Genomic DNA, 21,175 nt, shown 5'->3' with positions numbered 1-21,175 from the left:
TGATCGAAAAACCTCGGGCAATGTGAACGACTAACCTGTCATCTCCTCGTTGGTGCAATCGCTGCACTTCGGCATCGCCCTACTCGCGCTGTACTAATGCAGCGGCTGACGAGACTAGTCGTTCTGCGCATCCTGCTCACGCCTGAAAGGCTCTTCAAAGCGTGAGCCTCGACTTACACAAATGCCCGATTCGAGCCACACATTGCGTAGCGTAACGGATTTACCTGCGTTCTTCAGATTCTGGGCAACGGATTCAATCGATGCTTGTGCCTCAAGTATGCGCGCGGCCGTATTAATGCTTCTTGCCGAGCGCCAACGCGCTGTGAGCATCGCCGCCTCCTCCGGCAGACGTTTCGAAATGGTTGAACGGTCGCAACCTATATAAGCCGCAACAGCCGCCACGGAGGGATCTTGCAGGACAGCAAGCGCAGAATCTATCTTTTCGCGCAACTCATCAAGAGAAGTGATCCGAGTTCGGCGCGCGTGAGGCTTATAGCGAAAGTCCGCCCCTTCGGAGCATTGCGCCGGGCCTCGCAACACATCAACGACATTTATACCGCATGCCGCGCAGAGCGCGAGCAGAGGGGCGTACTTGATAAGCCTGACTCCGTGAATCCAATCGTATAGCCTGGCTTTGTTGAACCCGCATACTGCAGCTGCGCGAAATGGGAAGCCATCGCCTATCTGGGTCGCGAGCCCGCGGATACGCTCAGGCGCCAACGGTGCGTCAAAATTCTCGCCATCCGAGACCGCAGCAATGAGCATCGCTGACTGACGCGCCACCCACTGCTCTGCGAGCGACGCGCCTACGTGGGAAACCGCCCGGCAAGCGTAGGCGATCGAGCCACACTCGGTACAGACCCCTGGCATGTGAACTCTATGCCACCTCGGACGGCGTTGGGGTGTCTCCCGTCCGCATTCAGAATCGACCAGTCGCACCGCGTGAACCGGACAGCAACTGACTGCCTTCAGATCCCAAAGAAGCGGACGGTGCAGTTGGGCAAACTCTGCGGCTCCGTAGCACAGCGGACAGTGGCGAAGACGGAGAGAGGACATGCCCGCCAAATCTATGACGCCATCAAGAGAAGCTAGCGAAAGCCGACCGACCGCCTGAATTCCGGTCGCTCCGACGAGGGCGTCCCGGAGTGCCAGCGTGCGTTGCTTCGCAAAGACATCCACCGCGCGGTCTTTCATCCACGTCGAGAAATGACGCCAGATTTTGAAATCGTTTGCGGAATACCGCGCCAGTCCCATGTTGACCAGATCATCGACGCTAACGCAATGCGCCAAAGCCAACCTGCAAAGGTAACTCACCAGACCTTCGCAATCTCCCGTCCCTATCCCCATTGGCAGAAGCCCATAAAACAACGGAACAGGTTCTCGCGCCAGCGGTAGACCGGAACGCAAGTCTTCGGACATGGCGGACTGCATCGTATCTGCGTTCACTTCACCTTCCCGCCACGAGCTTTTCCATCTCCGCAACGCGATCCAGATCAATGGTTGACTCATCGAAATTTTCTCTTATCAACATGGCTTCACCGGCCTCGACTGCTTTCCGGATCTTTTCGATAGAGTGCTTCTTCTTGAGCGCAACGGGTATGAAGCCTTCCTTCCACCTTCCCGAGTTCTCTATCTGGCAAATCAGACATCGCGTCAAAAATTCCTTCAGCAATCCGACGATACCTAACGTCGCCGTCAACAAGTCGCTTGCTACCAGTTCAAATCGCGGCACCAGCTCCAGTGGCCAGCGTTCCATCAGTTTTCTTATAATATTTTTGTACTCATCCACATCGCTTTTGTTCCGAACTTTATCCGGTCGATCATTCCTGTACCGGCCGAGATAAACCATTTCGCCTCGCCGCACCACCTGGTCATAGTTTGTCACCATGCCGAACAGATCATAAGGCCCGATCAACAGAATCTGGGTTGAAACGGCGTCCGACAGGTCTTTCACCGAGTCCAAGGCTTTATCGTGATCACCATATCGCAGGATATGGAGAATTTCGTCAACGACGAGTAGCCGTGTGTCACGGTTTTTCAGCATCTGGCATACCGCATTTTGCAAAGCCGGGAGGTCAGCCCGACTACTCGAGCCGATCAGACGATTGTCCCGCACGCCCCATGAGCGCTTCGCGTCAATCATCGGTTCCTGACCTGCCTCCAGGATTTTTCTGAAAAAACCACCCCAGGATACTTTTGCGGCTCCAAAAGCGGGCGCTCTCACATAAATATATGGCCGATGACCGGCTTCAGTCGAGTTCATCCGGGAACCAACTGTCTCGGCCAGCGCTGTCTTGCCCCCTCCGGTTGGCCCGAAAAGTGTAATTATTCCGGTATCGGTGCACGGCCCCAACAGATCCGTTAGCTTAGCTTCCGCACCGTCACGAAGAAGATGCTTTACTCTCAGCGAATAAAAGTAGCGAACTTTCTGCGCATCGGGAAGCGCGAGGACCTGCTCACGAGTCAGCCTGCTATACATCAGCCTCTCTTCGTACGTAATCCTGTGTATTGTCTTAGAGAAGTCCAGCTTCATCTGGCTCGCTCCATGCGGAAGAGGTCGGATCAGACAGCGCGGCAAGTTCGGCAGCCGCTTCTCCACCAGCTCGCGCGATCGCCGCATCGGGCGCCATGTCCACCTCCGAGGAATCGGGCCCAGAGGCTGAACTGCAAGCTGGTTCCTGACGAGGTACCATGCCAAGATCAATGGCTCTTGCAGTTCCCATTCCAAGCGCCTTATAAAGCTCCAATTCGCTCTTCTGTTTCTTTGCAGTGGTCTCGTCAAAACTTATAGGCGTTCTTACCTGCCCAAGACGCACGGCCCGCGATGTCGTATGGCGGTCACGTTCTGCAGCAAGGCGGTTGAAATTTCGCTCCATCCGCTTGGCGTACTCCACTTCGTAGCGCGTTCGACCCCAGTAGGGCTCGAGGTCACGCGCGAGGGCCGTCACCCAGCAATGACCAACATAGACATAGATGACGTTCGCCAGCCACGGCTCGTATCGGACCGGACACGGCTTCCCGCCGACCTTTGCAAATTCCGCATGCCAATAAAACATGCCGCTCTCCCACACACCCCGTTGCGCGTGAACCTTGTGTTCGCTGCGTGGTGGCGAAGGCGCCGTGAGCAGAAGCAGATTCTCGTCAAATTCGACCCGTATATGGTCCCGCCGGCCTGTCTGTTCGAGCCTGGCCTGCTCGTAGTCACACTGCGTCATACCCAGCCCCGGATGAACGTGCCGACGGTATCTGAAGTCGAAAAGAAAGGATTCCATCGCGCGGTAAAGCTGAGGGAACGTCCAGACAGCGCGGCGCGTAGGATCGACTGACTTGGTTACGGTGCGAGCCTCCTTCAACTGGATCGAACAGCCTTCCAGACCGGATAGCAGTTCTTCCTCGGTCAGACCGAATAGCCGCTCAACGTCTTTGCCGCCACGCGGTCGACCGCCTGCCCGATATCGCACATCAATGTTATGGATCTTGCAGAACTGTTCAACCGCGTGCGAGCGCATGTCGGCGCCACCGTCAAAGACCACAATCCGCGGCAGGCGCCTCCACCGACGCACATAGTCCCGGAGTGTCATGAGCACCGACAGCGCGGATGGTGGACGATATGAGAGATAAAATGCGCGTGCACAGGTTACGTTACCGTCCACTGCCGCAGAGAGCCAGAGCTTTCCCCAGTCCTGTCCCTCAGGACCCTTCGTGAAGAGATTAGGCTCGGTGTGGTCGATGTAGCAGACTTCGTGGGGCGCTACGCCATCCACCGGCTCGCGCGCGTCCAGGATCAGAGGAATCTGCCCGTCCCGGTAGGCAACACGTTTGCCGAACCGGGCATTCGGGTCCTCGTATGCCTTGACCCGTTGGCACAATGTTGGATAAGACATGGGCACGACACCCTGTTTAATGCATTCCTCGCAGTAGGTGTCGTAAGTCTTCTTTGCATTGCCGGCCGATGCCGCGTTATGAACGGTCTCAATCGTCGTCTTCGCAAGCAACTCGACCAGTGGTGGAAGCCGGGGTAACCGGTTACCTTTTTCTGCGTGATGCGGTGCGAGCTCGAGCAGGACATCCTGTACGAAGGTGCAGTCGCGTATTGCCTGCCTGGACCTGCCCAGAGTCGCATCGGAATACTGGTCTGCCCCGTCGTCCAAGATTACTGCCTTATATTTCTTTATTCCATCCTTGAGCTCCGTCCTGCTTAAGGAAGCGATGGCGCGCCGTTTCTCGCTGTTAAGCAAAGCAACGCGCTCTTCATCGGTTGCGCGCTCGGCCAGCAATTGCCTTGCTGTCTCGGTGGGGAGGCTCATTCTCCCTCCCGCGCCTGAAGTAAGAAGCACCTCCGCGTCCGGTCCTGTCGAACCCAAGATAACAGTCCACGCCTCTCCTCCATATTGCAGTCGGGTGCCGATTGGGCACGCTGCAAGGCCGGGAAGGGGCAACGGCTCGCACATGAAGTCGCCCCGGCGAATGAGCCGATCGGCCTCGGCAAGGTCAGCATCGCGGTGCATCAGCAGATCGGCGGGATTACCAATACTGTCGGTATTCAGATCAACGAACAGCACACCCTGGACGATCGCCGACAGCAGAACATCCGCTTGGAATCCCTCACGCTTCATCATGTCATCGTAACTGACCGGACCGTTCTGTACGCATTGCCTTAGCCGCTCTGCCGTATCCGAGGAGAGAACCGGTGTCCTTGGATCGTAAAAATCCCGCAGATATCGAATATTCTCGAGAAACCGTCGTGGAATCTCTCGGTTCGTCCGCAGTTGATGCGCAATTCCAAGCGACCCGCAATATTGCTCGCATGCGCGGTCATGCCAGCGATCGCATTCATCACGCCAGAAGCGGCCCACCTTTTTCCATCGATCGTCTTCTTTCTTTTGCATCTGGAATAGGACCGTCTCCTCTTTCCAGTCCTCGAAGCGGGGCGCACCGTCCCCAAGTATCAGAAAATCGAACCAGTGCTGCGACTTGTTTGCGACGCTCCCATCTTCCCGTTGAGTAATTGCAGTGAATGAATGCACATTTGCATAGTATTCCTGAATTTTTTCGTCAAATTCACACCACATGGCCGCACTGGCGTGTAGCGTCCGGCTCTGTACGGTGACGCCCTGCTGCATTTTTGCGGAACGAATCGTCACGACCGTTCGTGTACCCTGATGATTGAACGGATTGAAGTCTGACTGATTGCGCCGGATCTTCTCCACCAGTTCGCGCGTGGTAGCCGGCATCGGATGGCTTGCGAGATACTCAGCTAGTTCCAGTTGACCGAACATTCTGGCACCTGTAATCCATGCATCATGATTGCAACACACTTCTGATTGACGGCGGCGGGATACGGTGGATCCTGACCAACGCTTTTGCGTTCGCCATCAGTTACACACCTGACACGTCCTGAAATAGCAGCTCATGCGCCATATTCCAACGATCGGAAGCCGGAGCACCCCAATCGCGCGCCCACTGTCAGGGACAAGCATAGCTTGCCTGCCCGGGAATCGAGGCATGACCTGCGGTGTGGGCACGTGGTGGGCGGCTGTTTCCAGGCCGTGCACGGCTGGCTGGATAACACGGGCACGTAAGAGCTTTTTCGGCACAAAATCGGGTTTTTATGGGAAAGCCGAAATGTCGATATATGTCCTACAACGGTTTTCAGAGCAGTCTGACGGAATACTGTTTGTATCGGAAACATCGTCTGTGGTATTTTTTTTCAATTGCTGATACGCGCAACCGCCATGTTCGATTGCGAACATCCGTCTTTCCCCATACCGGTTGCCGTTGTTATTTAGTTAACGGCACAAATAAATACACGGCAAAAAAAATGGACGGTTGGCGCGTCATGCCGGGACGGTGAGCGCAATAATGCCACTCTGTTTCGCGTGATAATTAAAGTTATCATTTCTCCAGCGCTCTATCCCGGACATTTATCCCAATCAGTACGTCCTGTATGTATTGGAATAACCGCGAATCACATTAAAATCCGTTTTCGGGCCATAATCAGTTTTATGAGCCGCGCTCCGTCCAATTCCCCCGAAGCCGTTCGTGCGACCGTAATCGCTTTGCTGGCCGAAGCTGGTCAACCCGCGCCTGCGTCAACGGAAGAGTTCCGCCGTCACGTCTCGGTCCGACGAGTCAGGGCGAGGCTCGGGGGCGGTGACACCACAGCGTTAGGGCGGACGATAAACGAGATTGAAGTTGAACTCGTCGCAGCGGGCCGGGCGCACCTGCGCGTGCCGGACATTCCGCCACACGTCTCTGACCTGATGCGAGGGTTATGGACTGCGGCACTGGATGCGCAGACCCACGAGATACTTAAAATCCAGCAGGCGGCGGCCGAATCCGTGGAGAACGCCGAGACCGAGCGCGACAATGCCCGCGCGAGGGTGGATCTGCTGAAGGTGGAACTGGATGATCTGCGTCAGGATCTTTCCACCCGTGACGAAACGGTTGGCGAACTGCGTGCCCGACTCGCGGAAACCGAGACGCAGCTGGAAGCAGCAAATCGCAATGCACGGACTATGGCGGATCGGCTCGATGAGATGAAGTCCCAGCGCGATGAGGCACACCGCGCTTACCAGGAGCGCGTTGATGCACTCCGACTGCAATTTGACGGCCTCGGCAGGCAACTCAGGCTTGAGACCGACACGCTGCGGCAGGGGATGGTGTCTGAAAAGGCAGCCCTCGAAGGAGGGTTGACGAGAGCATCGCAAGTGATTGAAAGCCAGAAGCAAATCATTGAGGAACTCCAGGCCGACCGGCAAAAACTCAGGAGCGAACTCGCGGGCCAGCGCGATGCGGATTCCCCGGTCCGGTAGTCAGGCCGCCCGTTCACTGTTTGAAAGGTTGCATCATGATGCCTTCCGCGTGGATCGACGCGATGGTCGCACCGCCGCGGCGACTGCCAGACCGAATCGACGACGCGATCGAGTATGTGTCCGCGGCGCTGGGTGTCCCTGTCTATGAACGATGGACACCGGCAACGCTGGCACGTCGTTATCCGTCGATGACCGCCGCGAAGAGTGCCCAGCCGGCAGTGTTCAATCTGCTGCTCGATTCGCTCGAAGCCGTGCAGTTCTGGCACGCTGGCACCATCGTGGTGATGACAAGCGAGCAGGCGCCCACCTCGGGACAGGTGCTGGAACAGCTGTTACGCACCCTCACCGTCCGGTTTCGCCTGACGCACCCGGATGCAACGAAACGTTCAGCAGACAATCACCCGATCCCGAAGGGCGACGGCCATGCAGTTGCTATAACCGGTTCCTCCCATGATGAAAGGTGGTTGGCGAGAACGGGCAGGTTCTTCAACGCGGACCCCAGCACAAATACCCTGAGCTCGACGAACGACGCGACGGCACTCCGTGCATTCCTCGTTGACCGTACCGGCCGGTCTTTGCATACCCGGCGCGCGTACGTGACAGAGCTGAAACGGCTGATCGCGTGGTGCCAGTGTGCCGATCTCGGACCGTTATCAGGTCTCACCCGCGAACACTTGATCGCATTCCGTGATACGCTGCCTCATATTTCAGCTCACGCTACCGCCCACCCGCTTGGAGCAGCAAGCTGCGCGCGCGCCATGGCGGTCGTTAAAAGTCTTTACCAGTACTGGGCGAAAACGGGCTATATAACGGTGAACCCCGCACTGGAACTCGGGAGTACCAAGGGCGAACGACCCACGTTCGAGCCGAAGCGCTTTCTGCCAGACAGTGCCACTGAAGCGTGCGATGCATGGATTAGCGCGTGGCTTAGCGCCCCGCCGGCCAACGCAAAACGGAACCGCCAGGCAACCATCCTTGGCCTCTACCGTTATACAGGTGTCAGACTGGCCGAGCTTGCGTGGGAAGACGGCTATCCACTGCTTCATACAGACCGGACAGGATGGACACTCGAGGTGAAGGGGAAAGGTCAACGCGTGAGACGCATTCCCCTTCCTGCTCAATGTGTCAGCTGCATCATGCGTTACCGCGAGTCGCGGGGACTACCGCCCGCTCCGTCTCCGATCGAAGACATGCCTCTCATCCACACCACACGAGGACACGGGCTGGGACGAAGCGGACTATATCGCGAGGTGAAGCTGGCTTTCGAGGAGATCGCAGGCCAGCTTCCAGCCAACGACATCGCCGGACGGTTCGCCCTCATGGCCGCGTCAACCCACTGGCTGCGACACTCGTACGTGCATCACCTTGTTGTGAGCCATCAGGTGCCACTGCCCGTGGCGCAAGCGCTCGCCGGTCACTCATCCGTGCAAACCACGGCAGCATATGCCCTTACCGATCAGTCGCAGCTGCGTAAATTTGTGTCGGAAAGCTTCGGCGACGTGCCAGCGTCGTGATCCTCCCGTGGCGCGACCAGCAAGTGGGGCACTTTCACTGTGCAAGTATTCTTCGCGACACCTCTACTCGGCCCGCACGCTGTGCGCCCCACCTCATGTGACAGTCGGCCATCCAGAATCGATGCAGCGTGCACCGACTGCCGCGGAGTTATCCGCAATTGAACGAGGCGCTGGCGCGTGTTTCCTACGTAAGCGCGCAGCAAACCCGCCTTGACGGATTGCGCTAATTGACTATCACAGGCGGACGCCAGCGATGCGGCAGCAATGCCGAGATGTCGCTGGCCTTGTGGGTCGGCAGCCGCGTGAGGATGTCCTTCAGATAGGCGTGCGGGTCGTGGCCGTTGAGTTGGGCCGAGCGTATCAGGCTCATGATGGCGGCAGCACGTTGGCCTGCTCGTAGCGAGCCGGCGAACAACCAGTTGGCCCTTCCGATAGCCCATGGGCGGATCTGGTTTTCGACCCAATTGTTGTCTAGGCGTCGAGAAGGCGATAAAGATCGTTCAGAGTCCTGACTACTTCGATGCGCAGGCACGTCGACTTCTGTTACCCCTTCTCACGGAGGACGACAAATGGCAGCTTTTGGGAATCGACTTCGGTGTGGCAGCGTGAGCGCACGACTGTGAATTTCTGATGTGCTTCGCCTTTCAAGCAGCGAATGCCGAACTGTCAGCCGCTAGTCCCTACGTTGAAATTGGCTTCTCCTTGCCTGAGAGTTCCGCTGCCGAGTCAGAGTTCATTCCGACAATCGAAACGGTGTTCGGCACGGATTGCCCGCGTTCAATGAGGGTCACGCGCTCACAGGAACCATAAGTGCTTCCGCGCCGAGATAGACGCCCAACGTCAAAGCGTCGTAGCGATTGAAAAATGTCTCGAAGAAAAACCGGTGCGAATCTCCATTGTCATCCGTCAAGATGAGCTCTCGTTCGCCAAGCAGGCCGCCCTTCTGTCGTCCGCAATAGCTGCTCACTGCGTTGAACAGCTCCACTTCAGTGATTCTGGAAAATCTTGCGTGAAAAGCGTGCGACTGAATCAGATGGCGGCATGGACTTGCTGGATCAAAATTGATCGGGCGACGATCCACATGCGGGTGGCAGGTCATGAGGCCCACTACGGGAGTTTCCTGTCCGACGCTCTCGACGAAGCGATAGAGGGTCGTTGAAAGCGTATTCCCATACGTATTTTTGAGATCGATTATTGATTGAAGACACGCCGGCGAGGAGCGGGCTTCGTTCACAAACCGGTCCCGAAGGAAAAGTAGCCGACCGGCCGCGAAATTAGCCTCGGTTTCAATCTGTTCGGCGCAGTCTCTCGAGACCGTGTTCTCGTTATCGCCATGCATCATGTCCTGATGCCAGGGAATGAGACTGTGGCCAATTTCGTGAGCTTCATTCCATCGGTGCTTGAGCAGTGGTACCGCACTGTCTAGCATGATCCGCTTACGATCAGGCAGGTAAAGTGCTTTCAGAGAAAATTTCTTCACTGCATCGAGAATCAGCGCGGGCCGGCGGTATACCTGCACGGCCGCGACGCGGATTCGGCTGATGGCTTCCCGAGCCAGACCAGGATCGTCCGAGGTGTAGAAAGCCAGATCTAACTTGAGGAGCTCACGAACATCTTCAAGCCGCAACGGAGGCTCAGGGTTGCCGAGGCCCCGGAGCACCCGTTCAACTCGACTGTCGATGTCATTTGAAGTCCTGGCAGAAAGAATCAGATTCCTGGCCATAGTTGCCTCATGCAGTTATGTTTACTTCTGCTCGCTGAGTACCGCGACGAACGCCTCCAGGGCGGAGCGCTCGGTTTCATTCAGGTCAGTGACCTTCTCGGATCGAGCCGCGAACCGTATTGCTTCATTGGCAAGATGGCTATCGCGCTGTTGCGATAGACCGGCCAACTGCATCAACTTCGAACTGGGAATCGCGAAATAGCTTGCCAACTGGAAGACAGTGCGCGGCTCCGGTCTGTAGTGTGAATCTTCCTCAATTTCTACGAGTTCGGTGACGTCGATGTCGGCAGCTTCCGCGAGTTTCTCGAGCGTCTGCTGTCGTCCCCTTCTCATGAGTCTGACAAATCTGCCAAAAGCTATCCTGGGATCGGCGGATTCCTCCATCGCATACTCCGGACGCTGTGTGGATGGGTCTGCGGCAAACAGGCCAGCACCGATCTCGACGTCTGTTCCATTCTCGTGCTCAAGCCTCGCCATTTTCAGGCACCACTCTTTCGTTACTTCAAATTTCATGACTAGACTCCTTTGGCGATGAACGCCTCCGCCTGTTCAGGCGTCATCTCAAAATAGCGGAGGTTCTCCTTGGCGGAATCAATTCCCAGGTCCGACATACCGCATACGTTTGCGTACCAAGCGTTGGCCTGCGGCAGCGAGTGAAGTCCAATTCGTCCGCCAAATCCTTCACTACGGCTAAGCTCGATAGCCGCGCGGACTAGTAGCGTTCCCACGCCTTTCAGACGTGGATGTTCAGCGGAGAGGCCAGGGCGATTCCATGGCGCCGTTTCGAGGTACTGGATATAAACGAGCGGCTTGCCCTTCTGATGCGGCAACCGGCAGGATTCCAGGGTTTCGACAATCATCAGGCCCTGGGTCATCCCCTGGCACACGATGCTGAAAGATGGAGCCGCAAGCAGGCCTTTGAAGGCCTCAGCTTTTCTGCGCCAGTCCCAATGCCGGTTCTGTGGCCAGAATCGCCTGTCGACACCCTTCTCCTTTAGCTGCTGAAGCGCTCTCGCGAGCGCGGGCATCCAGGCATCTTCCCAGTCGCTAACGTTGGAATCGGAAATGCCCTCGATCAGGCTTGCCTCAACGGCCGCGTCCGAAGCGACATCAACTAGGTATACCGGGAATTGGCTCATAGCATCACAACTTCTGCCTTTTCCTTGGTTTTCTCATCCTCGAAAAAAAACTTGTCGCCTCGCTCAGCCCGTACTTCGACAGCCTGATAAAGCCGCAGCGCCTGCCGAAGGACCGCCGTTTTGCTCAGATCCTTCTTTTCGCAAAGCTCCTCGAGCGCACTCATCTCAGCATCGGTGAGATTTAGGGTCATAGTCTTTTTTGATGTGGCCATGTCTTTCTCCTTACTGTTTCCACAATTTTAGGTCCAAAAAATAGCCATGTCAAAGCTATTGACTAGCTAAAATTTAGCTATATAATCAGTATCAAGCTACCGGGTGGCCGGTTGCTCGAATCAGGGAGAACAGAATGAACATAACGATTGAAGATCTGCAGGATGCGCTGGCGGCAGGCCGCACGATCCGCGACCATGGCCCTTATCATGTGCGGATCGGGATGCAAGGATTCGACTTCAAGAAGGTCGTTCTTGCTGAGCCGGTCGTGACCGGCAACGCAATCCTCGAAGCGGCCGAGGCATTTCCCGTCGAGCAGCACCTCCTCTTCAGGATTACGCGAAGTGGCGTGACGGAAGAGATCCGCCCTGATTCGGCGTTGGATTTGCGCCTGGACGCTGTGGACAGGTTTGTCGTGTTTCGGAGTGATCGCACCTTCCGGTTCCTGCTGGATGAGCGTGCATTCGACTGGGGCGCATCGCAGATTTCAGGCGCCACCCTCAAGCACCTCGCAGGCGTTGACATGTCAGATCACGATGCGTGGCAACTGGGTACGGACGGGACTGAAGCGTTGATTGAGGACGACTGTTTTGCCGACCTTGCAGCACCCGGTGTTGAGCGCTTCATCACCCGACACACCGGGCTGACCATCGTCGTGAATGGCAAGCGCAAGGAGGTATTCCGACGTCGCCTGTCGTACTGGGAGGTCGTGAGGCTCGCGTTTCCCGACGCGGTGAAGAGCGAGAACATCATCTATACGATCAACTATGCTCGCGGTCCGCACGCGAATCCCGAGGGCTCGATGGTCGATGGGCAGCACGTGAAGATCAAAGAAAATATGGTGTTCTATGTCACTCCGACTGATCGCTCTTAATCAGGACCTGCGTCGCCTGCGCGACGAAGGATATGAACTGGAAATCAGATCAGGCTACCTGCTTGTTCATTCCATACCGTACGTAAATTCGAGGCGTGAAGTGTGCCTTGGGGTTCTCGTGTCGGAAATGAATATGGCGTCTCCTGACGTTCTCGATCGCCCCAACACGCATCAAATCTATTTCGTTGGGGAGCATCCGTGCAACCCTGACGGATCTGAACTTGTCCAGATCAAGAACGGAACGAAAACCTACCAGTTGGCCGACAACCTTGTCGCGAACCACTACTTCTCGAACAAGCCGAAATCCGGCGCGTACGAGAATTACTACGAGAAGGTAACGACCTACGCCAACGTCATTTCAAACCAGGCGAGAGCCCTTGACCCGACTGTGGACGCGCGGACATGGAAAACGGTCGACTCCGCTGAGGATGAGTCCGTTTTTCTTTACGAAGACACCGCATCGAGTCGTGCCGGCATCCAAGCGATCGCCGCACGCCTGAAGCACCAGCGCATCGCGATAGTCGGGCTCGGTGGGACCGGTGCGTATGTACTTGACCTGGTGGCGAAAACGCACGCCAAGGAAATCCACCTTTACGATGGAGATCCGTATCGGCAACACAATGCGTTCAGATCGCCTGGCGCTGCATCGCGCGAAATGCTCAATCGCCGGCTCAGTAAGGTTGCGTACTGGGTTGAAGTGTATTCGGCCATGCGAAAAGGTGTCGTGCCTCACGAGGTCATGATCAGCGAGACCAACGTCGCGGAGCTGTCGGGCTATGACTTCGTCTTCATCTGCGTAGACAAAGGTGAGGTTCGGCAACTTATCGTTCGGGAACTCGAACGGCAAACTGTGCGGTTTATTGATGTCGGAATGGGGATTAACCTCACAGAAGACGGAAGCCAGCTCTGGGGTACCTGCCGCATCACCACCAGCACGCCCGCGACCCGTGCGCTTGCGTCCGCCCGAATCCCCAAGGTGGACCGCGATGACGAAATATATGGCTCGAACATACAGATCACCGACCTGAACTGTCTGAACGCAACCCTGGCCGTCATGAAATGGAAGCGTCTTAGCCAGTTCTACGTTGATGACCGCAACGAGTACGACTCAACCTACAACGTTAATCTGAACCAGTTGACAAACGAGGAGCCCGAATCGTGAAGGTTAGCGGGTTCAAACCAATGTTTGTCGAGTACATCCCCGATCGGCTCGACGAGGGTGTTCTCTATCTGTCGATGGAGTTCGCCACTGCCTCTCATGCGTGCGCCTGCGGATGTGGCCGTGAGGTAGTCACACCGCTGTCGCCGGTTGGATGGCAAATGCGCTACGACGGAGAGAACGTCAGCCTTGAGCCATCCATCGGCAACTGGAGCTATCCCTGTAGATCCCATTACTGGATCAAGGGCGGGCATGTCCGCTGGGATAGCGAGATGCCGCAATGGGCCATAGATGAAGGCCGGGAGCGCGACCGGCAAGCAACAAGAAGATATTACGCGGAACGATCGAATCCGGCAGCGCCCGCAGCACAGGTCGAGCAGGCTCCGCAGTTGCATGACGTAACCCAGGAAGCAGACGTCCCCGTCTCGCGTACCTGGTGGGAAAGATTGATTTCTGTTTTCCGGTAAGGGGGACAACAACATGATCGAGCGGCACAGGCGCTAAGCCTCAAGTTCGCGCGGGGCGGTACTACGAACTGCCCTGTCATCTCGAAGACCTTGGCCATTGAATCGCTGGTTTCCAGTCGGGGATTACTGACCAAACCAGCGGACGTTGCGCATCATGTGCGATGGCGATCGCAGCTTGTGATGCATGATCCGGTAGCGGCGGCTGTCGCAGCGATCGGACGCTTGGCTCAAATTGTCGTCGTGTAGACCAGCTCTGCCCAGATTCTCAAGACCGTATTGGTCCCAGTTCAACGAGGAAATAAACATGAAGCTTGCCGAGTACATCGAACATCTCCAAAGCCTACAGAAGCAGTATGCGGGACTAGACATCGAAGTCGCCCAGCGACATCCGACAGTGAGTACGAATGCCGGACTCTATGTCGTACCAGCGAAAGCTCCTCGTGTTTGGCCCGTGAGAACGGAGGACTCTCATTCTCAACTAGTGCCGTTAGGCGCACAACCGCTCGACCCGGCCGCAAAACCGAAAGGCCCCGGTCCACACGGCGTCATCCTTGTGTTCGACGTTCAATGAGTGACGGCTGGTCCCGTATAGGCTCACACGTATCCGATGAGCAGCGGTTGCCAGCATCCAGCAATACATTTGGAGTTCCATAGTGGCGTTGCATACCGTACGTGTTCGGCTACCCGGCGTATCGGTAACGACGGACATGGAGAAGCGTTGATGACCCAAGTGCTACTGCCAATTGACCGACCAGATGCGTGGCCGGCTCGGCTGATATCCCTTCTGGACAGTCTCCACGAATTACTTCTGGACTCGCAGATCGCCCCAACGAAAGTGAATCCGCCAGACCATGACCGAGCGATTCTCGCCGTCGGTGATGCCCTTCGTCCGTATTCGATCACCGGCTGGCACTGCACCCGCCTCACAGATATAGAGATCGCGCAGATCGTCGGATCTGGGATGCAACTGCCCGACGATACGATGCTGCGCCGTCGCATCAATGCGCTGGTCAAATCGGGCCGACTTCCGGGCGACATTGGTGACCGCCTCGCAAGGACCAATCAGGCTGATGAGAGCAATCGCGCAGGACGGCTGTGGTTCTGCTTTTTCCCGCCGCATCGCGCTGGCGAACATGGCATTGGACGCTTTTTCCGTCATTCGGGCGGTGAAGCGCTCTATAACTCCCATGAGGACGACCCAGTGACGTCTCAGATCCTCTGCGCGATCGGAACACCGTGTGTGATCGAGGCCGACGTACCTGTTACCTCACTCGCCCCCGGTACCGGCCTTGCCACGAAGCTCGTACGCACGTATTTGATTAGTCGCGGCTACGGGACGCATGAACCGGTGAAACATGTAGACAGAAGCGTGCAGCCCATTGTAGCTGACTGCATCAGGCAGGTGATCCGTTATCCCGAAACTGACTTCATGGAACTCACCGGATGCGCAACCTGGCGACGTCCGCCTTTAGATGGACAATAAACGCTGTTTCGGAGTGAATTCCGCCTCTGTCCGTGCGGACAGCACGGTATGAATAGGTAATTGCCAAAGTTCAGTCCAACCCCTCCGCCGCGCTCGCCGCTTCGAGGTCCGGCCTGAGAATGTTCCAGTGCAAAGTTAGATCGCCGCGTTCGGCGTTGAATTCACCCAGCCCCATGCTGTCGACAGCGAGGTTGATCAGGTGGATCGCAGCGGCGTTGGCACATAAAAGCGTCGACGCCATGTCGGACGTATCGGGCCCGAAGAAGTACGCGTCTGGCTCGCCGTCGATACCTTCCCTCATGTGGCGAACAAATGCACCCAGCGTCGCGTGTGCCCCGTTCCCGGATGTGAACCTGTACGAAAGTTCGTAGAGCAGCGTGAGATCTGACTCATGAGCAAGCGTCGCAAGCTTCAGTGATCGCGGCCTGTCATACTGCGCTTCAATCTCAGCTTTCCTTCTCCTGAAAATTTCCAGCCGTTCGTCCCCAGCGTCATTTCCGTTGAGTTCGAGAACCCGGTTACATACACCGAGATCGTGCGCTGCATCGTCCTCGCGGAGGCGTTCGAGCGTGCCCTCCACCTTTGCCAATCCGGCCGTTACGATGACGGATTCTGTGCACAAGCGTGCCAGCGCACGAGCCTCTGGCAGCGCTCCGCGACTAGCCATCAGGATGCCCCCCTGGAACGCTCCCAACGCCCGTACGAACCCGGCAATGGCCCACTTTACTTCCTCGCGGAGCTCGTTCAGATCAAAAGCCTTCCGCATTCGCATTCCCATCTCGTTCGCGCGCCCCGCGAACTCGAAGGGCCCGGCGAACAGTTCACGCGCAGCCGTCTGCCAGCCCTCAAGATCGTCAGACAGGAACCCGACTTCATCAAAACTCGCCATGGTGGCTTTCTCCAGTCACCGCACACAATGCCGGGGCCAGCTAGAACTACGCAGCAGCCTGATCCCGCTCGATGGATGTACTGCTTCGCTGAGGCTTGCGCAAGACTAGAGGCACGTGATGGCCTGTAGGGTGGACGGCTTTTCCGGCCAGTCCAGCCGCCGCCAAGCCGAACTGGCTCGTATGGGAGAGTATCGCGGTTTTTCGCGTACGCGAAAAATGCCCCGGGCTTGTCGCGATTTTTGTAGCAACGTTGTAGCTACACGCCACCTTTTGAGATACAATCAACCTACGCGAGATTCCACCAAAGGCCCGCGCGGGATCTCGCTGTTTATCGTCATTTTCAATTTCATAGCAGTATGAAGTAACTATTTCCGGTAACGGTGAAGCGGCTTGGCCTTTGAACTTGCACGGTTCTGGAGTGGAGATATGCAATGGTCGGAACCACTGTTGATAACAAGACAGCCGATGTGCGTACCCGAATCGAACCGGAATTGAAGGAAGCAGCCGTGAAGGTACTCGCACAGAACGGGCTAACGCTGTCTGACGCGATGCGCCTGTTCCTTCGCCAGGTCGTGCTTTACAAGGGATTGCCGTTTGAGGTTCGGCAACCAAATGAGGCAACAGTAAGAGCGCTCAGGGAATCCCGGGCGATGCGGGAAAAGGCGCGCTTCGGCTCTGTAGCGGAGCTAATCGATGAGCTTGAAAAAGAAGGGCGCAAGTAGCAAACGTACGACGCTGCCCCTGCGCAGCGACATGAGTAAGGATTTCAGGAAGGACTGGAATCGGCTGTCGGAGTCGGGGCGTTATGACCTTATCCGGCTCAAGCGGGCCATGATGCTGCTGGGCATGAATGAGGGGCCGCTGCCGGCCGAGTACCAGGACCACGCGTTGACTGGCGACTGGAAGGATCACAGGGAGTGCCATGTTGGCGGCGACTTTCTTTTGATCTACCGGATCACAAAGGACGCGGTGATTTTTGTACGGGCGGGGACTCACCCGGAGCTATTCGGCTGAGTGAAGCGGGCAAGACAAAAGGCCGTCGCGGCATCGCGGCGGCTTTTTTTCGCGTACGCAAATAGCTGGCCAAGGCGGCAGAAAGCGTTCGCCAGCTAACGAAGTGTGCCCTGGCATCCTCTTTGCCAGGCATCGATCTGCGCCATCCAGTACGGTATTGCTGAAGACCCACACGGGCATCCGCAGTGGTGTGACCCGCGAAGACAGGCGGTTCCGACTCGTAGCCGCGGATATCCAGATAGTCAGGAACGGCCGGCACATTTAGGAACACGCCCAGATCATCACGAATACAAATCCGGCTCGACTCCGCACGCGTCGTGCAGTACCTGAGTCTATGACTACTCCGGCGCGTTCGCAGCCGCTGCACTTGCCCAAGGTCGCAGCGCTCCGGATCTGAGCGCGACGCCCGCGTACGGAGAACTGGCATCAAGGTCGAAGCGGAAGGAGTTCTTCTTGTCGGTCAACCCAGGAATGGCGCCATGCCAGAACAACGTTGTCTTCTGGCCTGCCAGTGTCGGAAGGTAGTCGGGCAGCACTTTCTTTTTGCTCGATACCAGTAGCAGGGGAAGTTTCTTGGCTTCATGGAGAAATCGTTTTCTGCTTTCTATAAGGAAGCTATAGTCCGCCTCTCTGACAGTTGACGCGCCGAAAATGATACGCTCGCGCGGATTCAGCGAACTGATTTCATCGGAAGCACTGCCAAGAAACGTAAAGGCAGTCTCGTACGTCAGGCGGCGGCTGCCGATTAGACAGCGTCAAGCAGCACGGCCGGTCAGCGACAACTATTTTGGCCGGTCAACGGGTGTAGTTGTCGCTGGCTAATTCATAGTTGTCGCGCCTCCATCGTAATTGTCGCCGGCGCGCTCTGTTTGTCGCTGGCCTTTCGACGGCGATAGCTTTCCACATACAGTTCAAAGATCGTCGAGTGATGGACAAGCCCGTCGATGGCTGCGACCGTCATGCCGGGGTCGGGGAACACGTCATTCCAGCCAGAGAACGGCTGATTGGCCGTTATTAAAAGACTTTTTCGCTCATACCTCTCGGCGATCAGCTCGAACAGTACGCTGGTTTCGGCCTGGTCCTTGCGCGCATACGACAGGTCATCCAAGATGATGAGATCGAAGCGATCGAGCTTCGCGAGCGCGGATGGCAGCTGCAGGCGCTGGCGTGCAGCCTGCAGCTTCTGGACGAGTTCGCTGGTGCGCGTGAACAGCACCCGGTAGCCAGCGTCGATCAGCGCGTGCCCGATGGCCGATCCCAGATGACTCTTACCGGCACGAAGCGGCCCGAACAGGAGAATCGTGGCGCCTTTCTCCAGCCAGGATTCCCCGGTTGCCAGCGCAGTGACATGCGCCTTCGAGACCATCGGCACCATGCCGAAATCGAAGGTAGCAAGTGTCTTGGTCGGGTCCAGATGCGACTCGGTTCGGTGGCGCTCGATGCGTCGTTTGGCGCGTTCGGCCAGTTCGTGCTCGAGCAATGCGCCGAGCAGCCGTGAAGCCTGCCAGCCTTCCTTGTCAGAGCGTTCCGCGAACTCGGGCCACAACCTGCCGATGGTGGGCAGGCGCAGCTCGTTGAGCATCAGGGCCAGACGACCGTTCTCATAGGCGGGTGCGTTCATGCGGCCGCCTTGTCGAGGAGTTCGTCATAGACTGCGATGAGAGGCATCTCGACCACCACCTCGGGACACAGCGCCTCGCGCGGAGCGAATTCGTCGCGCAACTGTTTCAGGTCGGGCAGTTCGCCGACTACGAGTAACGCATCAAGCCGCTGCGCCAGCAACGCTTCAACGCCGTGGTGTCCTGCAAGTTCGAGCAACCCCACCATGGTCTTGCATGCCTGACGTTGCATCGGTTGCGCCTCCAGCCGCTCCCAGGTCCGGCGGTGGGCATCGCGCGGAAACAGCGCGTCGCGAAACGCAAGTCCCCTGAACGCCTGAGGCTTGCGCTTGAGAGAATCGATGAAGTGACGGTAATCCAGCGCGTGGCGGTTGTCGGCGGCACGGGAGCCTCGCGGCGTACTGTGCGCCAGCGCGCCCGACAGATACCGGATTCGACCAGAAGCAGCTAATGGCCCATCGTTTTCACGGTGAAAAGGTTCAGCATACTAGCTGCTTCGCCCACTCGAAATCTTCATCTTCCCCGATAGACTTGAGCGTCCAGACAACATCGCGCTGCGGGCAGTGATCAACCAGTTTTTGCAGCACGTCGAGGCGGATGTTTCGCAGCATGCCCACGAGATTGACGTTATCCTCGTGCAGCCTTTCGTCATGCACAGAACCGGCCAGATATTCCAGGATGGCACGTTCTGTGGCCGCCACCGGCATCCTTGCACTACGCGCGGGCAACGCCGAAATCGCGAACGTCGTCGGCAAGGCATCGTCAAACAGGCGGTCGTGCTCGTACGTGAGCAACAGCAACTCTTTCGCCCACGAAGGAAATTCGAAGGGCACGGCGCCCCACAGATTGATCCGGGGGCGTGCGTACAGGTAATAGCGTATGCCTCGCATGTCCAATGCGGCCTTGCCGCTCACATGAAGCCCGGGAACGCGTCGGGCAAAAAAGGCAACGGTGCCGTCGAGAGCCGGCAAATCACCTCGGAGTAGGTAAGCGTCGTCAGAAAGTCGCCGCAGCCAACCGCCTGTTACGAGATCTGACGCTTCGACCGACGTCACGCCGTATTCGGCGAGGAAGCCTAGATCGAGCGGCTCTCCGCGTGGCGCGAAATCCATCAGAAGCTGGACCAACCGGGTGATGTCCTCCATGTCCGATTCGACTACGTCGCGTCTACAACCGGGTCATTGCAATCCTGTGCATCCAGGTTGAGTGCAAGCTGCAATGGGGCGTCGTTGGGAAGGCGATGCCGCAGCCGGGAGCAGGGATGCAGATCACCCTCTTCCGTTCTGTACCAGTAGTCGTACGCCGGCGCAATGATTTGCTGCTGGGTCAACAAGCCTGTCACGCGTTGCATTCGCGCAGATGGCCGATCCTCGGCGGGTGCATCCATGACGTACACAGAGAAGCTCCCTGACGTCAGTTCACTCGCGATATCGAGAAGCGCCGCCGGGTCGACGACCAGCAACCCGTCGGGCAGTGCTCCGGTCCGGTCAGACTGGGGCGCGGGGAAAACCCAGAAACAGATCGTGTCGTCCGTCCATCCCACACACCTCCACGGTTGGAACGGCTTTGCGATGGCGCGCCGGAACGCACTCGACTCGGCCCAGTTTGCATCTGTGAACAACATATCTCTCCCTTACGGTGACACGGAAACGCAAAACACACGACAAGACAACAATTAATGTTGCCAACCAATATAAAGCGATGTTATCAGATCAGTACATTGAAGAGACCATCTCATGTTGAATGACAACATGAAATGGTGACTTTTGACTGCCGTGAACGAGCAGAAGACCGCAAAGCATTTGGGGCGCGCGCTAGCAGCGGCCCGAGCCGATGCACAGCTAACGCAGGAGCAGGTGGCCGAACATCTTGGCGTTTTTGTCGAGACCGTAAGCCGCTTTGAGCGCGGCGCGCATTGGCCGACCATCCCGCGTCTGCTGGAGCTAGCGGATCTCTATAAAATTCCGGTCGTGACATTGCTCAGGCGCGCGTCCGACCGGCCAACAGATGTCAGCCTGGAGATCGCCGAGCAACTCGAGCGGCTCAGTAGTGACGATCGCGCATGGGTGGGCACGCTGGTCAAGGATCTGTGCAACCGGTTGCCAGCCGCATATGAACACAAAGCGAGCGGCCAAGGCCGTGCGCGTCAGTAACGCGACTTTAGCGGTTCACTCCGCAGCGCGCGACCGAGGGAGTTTTTCAGCGTCCCGACAGGATCCGCGCAACCTGCATACTCCGCGCCTTCCAGACACGAAGCTCGCTGAGGTA

Annotated in this window: 20 protein-coding genes and 2 pseudogenes; 9 read left to right on the top strand and 13 right to left on the bottom strand. The window is 57.1% G+C overall.

The window, feature by feature from the left end; genetic code table 11:
• Positions 1 to 114: 114 nt before the first annotated feature.
• The 3 genes from P3T42_RS17955 to P3T42_RS17945 are packed head-to-tail and all read right to left on the bottom strand — an operon-like array spanning position 115 to position 5,279.
• On the bottom strand, positions 115 to 1,419 hold the full coding sequence (locus tag P3T42_RS17955; protein WP_167379443.1) for a TniQ family protein: 1,305 nt from the start codon (positions 1,417 to 1,419) through the stop codon (positions 115 to 117).
• A gap of 28 nt (positions 1,420 to 1,447) precedes the next feature.
• A complete protein-coding gene (locus P3T42_RS17950) occupies positions 1,448 to 2,533 on the bottom strand; it encodes an ATP-binding protein (RefSeq protein WP_074267626.1) in 1,086 nt (361 codons plus the stop codon).
• Entirely contained in the window at positions 2,514 to 5,279 is a 2,766-nt protein-coding gene (locus P3T42_RS17945; protein ID WP_429306797.1) for an integrase catalytic domain-containing protein, read from the bottom strand. The genes P3T42_RS17950 and P3T42_RS17945 overlap by 20 nt, the downstream gene beginning before the upstream one ends.
• A gap of 726 nt (positions 5,280 to 6,005) precedes the next feature.
• On the opposite strand from P3T42_RS17945, the gene P3T42_RS17940 reads away from it, so the two are divergent.
• Both P3T42_RS17940 and P3T42_RS17935 read left to right on the top strand, forming a co-directional pair.
• Positions 6,006 to 6,815: a DNA-binding protein gene (locus P3T42_RS17940; protein ID WP_074267624.1), complete on the top strand. Its 810-nt coding sequence runs from the start codon at positions 6,006 to 6,008 to the stop codon at positions 6,813 to 6,815.
• A gap of 35 nt (positions 6,816 to 6,850) precedes the next feature.
• Positions 6,851 to 8,329 (top strand): tyrosine-type recombinase/integrase, encoded by a 1,479-nt coding sequence (locus tag P3T42_RS17935; protein WP_074267623.1) that lies wholly within the window; start codon positions 6,851 to 6,853, stop codon positions 8,327 to 8,329.
• A 223-nt stretch (positions 8,330 to 8,552) separates the two neighbouring features.
• On the opposite strand, the pseudogene P3T42_RS17930 reads toward P3T42_RS17935, so the two are convergent.
• The 5 genes and pseudogenes from P3T42_RS17930 to P3T42_RS17910 form a co-directional block, all read right to left on the bottom strand.
• Positions 8,553 to 8,804: pseudogene (locus P3T42_RS17930) on the bottom strand (transposase domain-containing protein); the annotation flags it as partial.
• A gap of 312 nt (positions 8,805 to 9,116) precedes the next feature.
• Complete coding sequence (locus P3T42_RS17925) at positions 9,117 to 10,052, bottom strand: ImmA/IrrE family metallo-endopeptidase (RefSeq protein WP_074267622.1); 936 nt, start codon at positions 10,050 to 10,052, stop codon at positions 9,117 to 9,119.
• 21 nt (positions 10,053 to 10,073) lie between these two features.
• Positions 10,074 to 10,565 (bottom strand): helix-turn-helix domain-containing protein, encoded by a 492-nt coding sequence (locus tag P3T42_RS17920; RefSeq protein WP_074267621.1) that lies wholly within the window; start codon positions 10,563 to 10,565, stop codon positions 10,074 to 10,076.
• A gap of 2 nt (positions 10,566 to 10,567) precedes the next feature.
• On the bottom strand, positions 10,568 to 11,191 hold the full coding sequence (locus P3T42_RS17915) for a GNAT family N-acetyltransferase (RefSeq protein ID WP_074296331.1): 624 nt from the start codon (positions 11,189 to 11,191) through the stop codon (positions 10,568 to 10,570).
• Positions 11,188 to 11,403 (bottom strand): ribbon-helix-helix protein, CopG family, encoded by a 216-nt coding sequence (locus P3T42_RS17910; RefSeq protein WP_074267619.1) that lies wholly within the window; start codon positions 11,401 to 11,403, stop codon positions 11,188 to 11,190. The genes P3T42_RS17915 and P3T42_RS17910 overlap by 4 nt, the downstream gene beginning before the upstream one ends.
• 134 nt (positions 11,404 to 11,537) lie before the next feature.
• On the opposite strand from P3T42_RS17910, the gene P3T42_RS17905 reads away from it, so the two are divergent.
• The 4 genes from P3T42_RS17905 (at position 11,538) to P3T42_RS17890 (ending at position 15,384) form a co-directional block, all read left to right on the top strand.
• Complete coding sequence (locus tag P3T42_RS17905) at positions 11,538 to 12,275, top strand: multiubiquitin domain-containing protein (RefSeq protein ID WP_074267618.1); 738 nt, start codon at positions 11,538 to 11,540, stop codon at positions 12,273 to 12,275.
• A complete protein-coding gene (locus P3T42_RS17900; protein WP_074267617.1) occupies positions 12,250 to 13,437 on the top strand; it encodes a ThiF family adenylyltransferase in 1,188 nt (395 codons plus the stop codon). Before P3T42_RS17905 ends, P3T42_RS17900 begins: the two co-directional genes overlap by 26 nt.
• On the top strand, positions 13,434 to 13,901 hold the full coding sequence (locus P3T42_RS17895) for a DUF6527 family protein (protein WP_074267616.1): 468 nt from the start codon (positions 13,434 to 13,436) through the stop codon (positions 13,899 to 13,901). Before P3T42_RS17900 ends, P3T42_RS17895 begins: the two co-directional genes overlap by 4 nt.
• A 721-nt stretch (positions 13,902 to 14,622) precedes the next feature.
• Entirely contained in the window at positions 14,623 to 15,384 is a 762-nt protein-coding gene (locus P3T42_RS17890; protein ID WP_143787666.1) for a hypothetical protein, read from the top strand.
• 70 nt (positions 15,385 to 15,454) lie between these two features.
• Here the strand turns inward: P3T42_RS17890 and P3T42_RS17885 are convergent, their stop codons facing one another.
• The gene (locus tag P3T42_RS17885; RefSeq protein ID WP_074267613.1) at positions 15,455 to 16,273 is read right to left on the bottom strand and encodes a DUF5677 domain-containing protein; all 819 of its coding nucleotides are present in this window, start codon (positions 16,271 to 16,273) and stop codon (positions 15,455 to 15,457) included.
• A gap of 432 nt (positions 16,274 to 16,705) precedes the next feature.
• Between P3T42_RS17885 and P3T42_RS17880 the strand changes: the two genes are divergently transcribed.
• Together P3T42_RS17880 and P3T42_RS17875 are read left to right on the top strand one after the other, a co-directional pair.
• Entirely contained in the window at positions 16,706 to 16,996 is a 291-nt protein-coding gene (locus P3T42_RS17880; RefSeq protein ID WP_074267612.1) for a type II toxin-antitoxin system RelB/DinJ family antitoxin, read from the top strand.
• Positions 16,968 to 17,288: a type II toxin-antitoxin system YafQ family toxin gene (locus P3T42_RS17875; protein ID WP_074267611.1), complete on the top strand. Its 321-nt coding sequence runs from the start codon at positions 16,968 to 16,970 to the stop codon at positions 17,286 to 17,288. The genes P3T42_RS17880 and P3T42_RS17875 overlap by 29 nt, the downstream gene beginning before the upstream one ends.
• An 823-nt stretch (positions 17,289 to 18,111) precedes the next feature.
• On the opposite strand, the gene istB is transcribed toward P3T42_RS17875, so the two are convergent.
• The 4 genes and pseudogenes from istB to P3T42_RS17855 form a co-directional block, all read right to left on the bottom strand.
• Positions 18,112 to 18,909, bottom strand: a complete 798-nt coding sequence (gene istB / locus P3T42_RS17870) for an IS21-like element helper ATPase IstB (RefSeq protein ID WP_074267609.1) — start codon at positions 18,907 to 18,909, stop codon at positions 18,112 to 18,114.
• Positions 18,906 to 19,334: pseudogene (locus P3T42_RS17865) on the bottom strand (IS21 family transposase); the annotation flags it as partial. The pseudogene P3T42_RS17865 and the gene istB, both read right to left, overlap by 4 nt.
• Positions 19,335 to 19,386: 52 nt before the next feature.
• A complete protein-coding gene (locus P3T42_RS17860; RefSeq protein WP_074296335.1) occupies positions 19,387 to 20,052 on the bottom strand; it encodes an AbiEi antitoxin N-terminal domain-containing protein in 666 nt (221 codons plus the stop codon).
• Positions 20,053 to 20,063: 11 nt separating this feature from the next.
• On the bottom strand, positions 20,064 to 20,531 hold the full coding sequence (locus P3T42_RS17855; RefSeq protein WP_074267608.1) for a hypothetical protein: 468 nt from the start codon (positions 20,529 to 20,531) through the stop codon (positions 20,064 to 20,066).
• Between the two features lie 151 nt (positions 20,532 to 20,682).
• Between P3T42_RS17855 and P3T42_RS17850 the strand changes: the two genes are divergently transcribed.
• Positions 20,683 to 21,060: a helix-turn-helix domain-containing protein gene (locus P3T42_RS17850; protein WP_167379440.1), complete on the top strand. Its 378-nt coding sequence runs from the start codon at positions 20,683 to 20,685 to the stop codon at positions 21,058 to 21,060.
• Positions 21,061 to 21,175 lie beyond the last annotated feature (115 nt).

Source organism: Paraburkholderia sp. GAS38 (genome assembly GCF_050434965.1).
Classification (GTDB): Bacteria; Pseudomonadota; Gammaproteobacteria; order Burkholderiales; family Burkholderiaceae; genus Paraburkholderia; species Paraburkholderia phenazinium_A.
Note: the sequence above shows the minus strand (reverse complement) of the source record. Positions and strands in the feature narration are given on the sequence as shown.

Bases quoted from the DNA above. Each gene is read 5' to 3' on its own strand.
- P3T42_RS17880 (WP_074267612.1), top strand. From the start codon at position 16,706: ATGGTCGGAACCACTGTTGATAACAAGACAGCCGATGTGCGTACCCGA.
- istB (WP_074267609.1), bottom strand. From the start codon at position 18,909: ATGAACGCACCCGCCTATGAGAACGGTCGTCTGGCCCTGATGCTCAAC.
- P3T42_RS17875 (WP_074267611.1), top strand. From the start codon at position 16,968: ATGAGCTTGAAAAAGAAGGGCGCAAGTAGCAAACGTACGACGCTGCCC.
- P3T42_RS17890 (WP_143787666.1), top strand. From the start codon at position 14,623: ATGACCCAAGTGCTACTGCCAATTGACCGACCAGATGCGTGGCCGGCT.
- P3T42_RS17940 (WP_074267624.1), top strand. From the start codon at position 6,006: ATGAGCCGCGCTCCGTCCAATTCCCCCGAAGCCGTTCGTGCGACCGTA.
- P3T42_RS17855 (WP_074267608.1), bottom strand. From the start codon at position 20,531: ATGTTGTTCACAGATGCAAACTGGGCCGAGTCGAGTGCGTTCCGGCGC.
- P3T42_RS17955 (WP_167379443.1), bottom strand. From the start codon at position 1,419: ATGTCCGAAGACTTGCGTTCCGGTCTACCGCTGGCGCGAGAACCTGTT.
- P3T42_RS17900 (WP_074267617.1), top strand. From the start codon at position 12,250: ATGTCACTCCGACTGATCGCTCTTAATCAGGACCTGCGTCGCCTGCGC.
- P3T42_RS17945 (WP_429306797.1), bottom strand. From the start codon at position 5,279: ATGTTCGGTCAACTGGAACTAGCTGAGTATCTCGCAAGCCATCCGATG.
- P3T42_RS17910 (WP_074267619.1), bottom strand. From the start codon at position 11,403: ATGGCCACATCAAAAAAGACTATGACCCTAAATCTCACCGATGCTGAG.
- P3T42_RS17905 (WP_074267618.1), top strand. From the start codon at position 11,538: ATGAACATAACGATTGAAGATCTGCAGGATGCGCTGGCGGCAGGCCGC.
- P3T42_RS17925 (WP_074267622.1), bottom strand. From the start codon at position 10,052: ATGGCCAGGAATCTGATTCTTTCTGCCAGGACTTCAAATGACATCGAC.
- P3T42_RS17935 (WP_074267623.1), top strand. From the start codon at position 6,851: ATGATGCCTTCCGCGTGGATCGACGCGATGGTCGCACCGCCGCGGCGA.
- P3T42_RS17860 (WP_074296335.1), bottom strand. From the start codon at position 20,052: ATGGAGGACATCACCCGGTTGGTCCAGCTTCTGATGGATTTCGCGCCA.
- P3T42_RS17950 (WP_074267626.1), bottom strand. From the start codon at position 2,533: ATGAAGCTGGACTTCTCTAAGACAATACACAGGATTACGTACGAAGAG.
- P3T42_RS17885 (WP_074267613.1), bottom strand. From the start codon at position 16,273: ATGGCGAGTTTTGATGAAGTCGGGTTCCTGTCTGACGATCTTGAGGGC.
- P3T42_RS17915 (WP_074296331.1), bottom strand. From the start codon at position 11,191: ATGAGCCAATTCCCGGTATACCTAGTTGATGTCGCTTCGGACGCGGCC.
- P3T42_RS17920 (WP_074267621.1), bottom strand. From the start codon at position 10,565: ATGAAATTTGAAGTAACGAAAGAGTGGTGCCTGAAAATGGCGAGGCTT.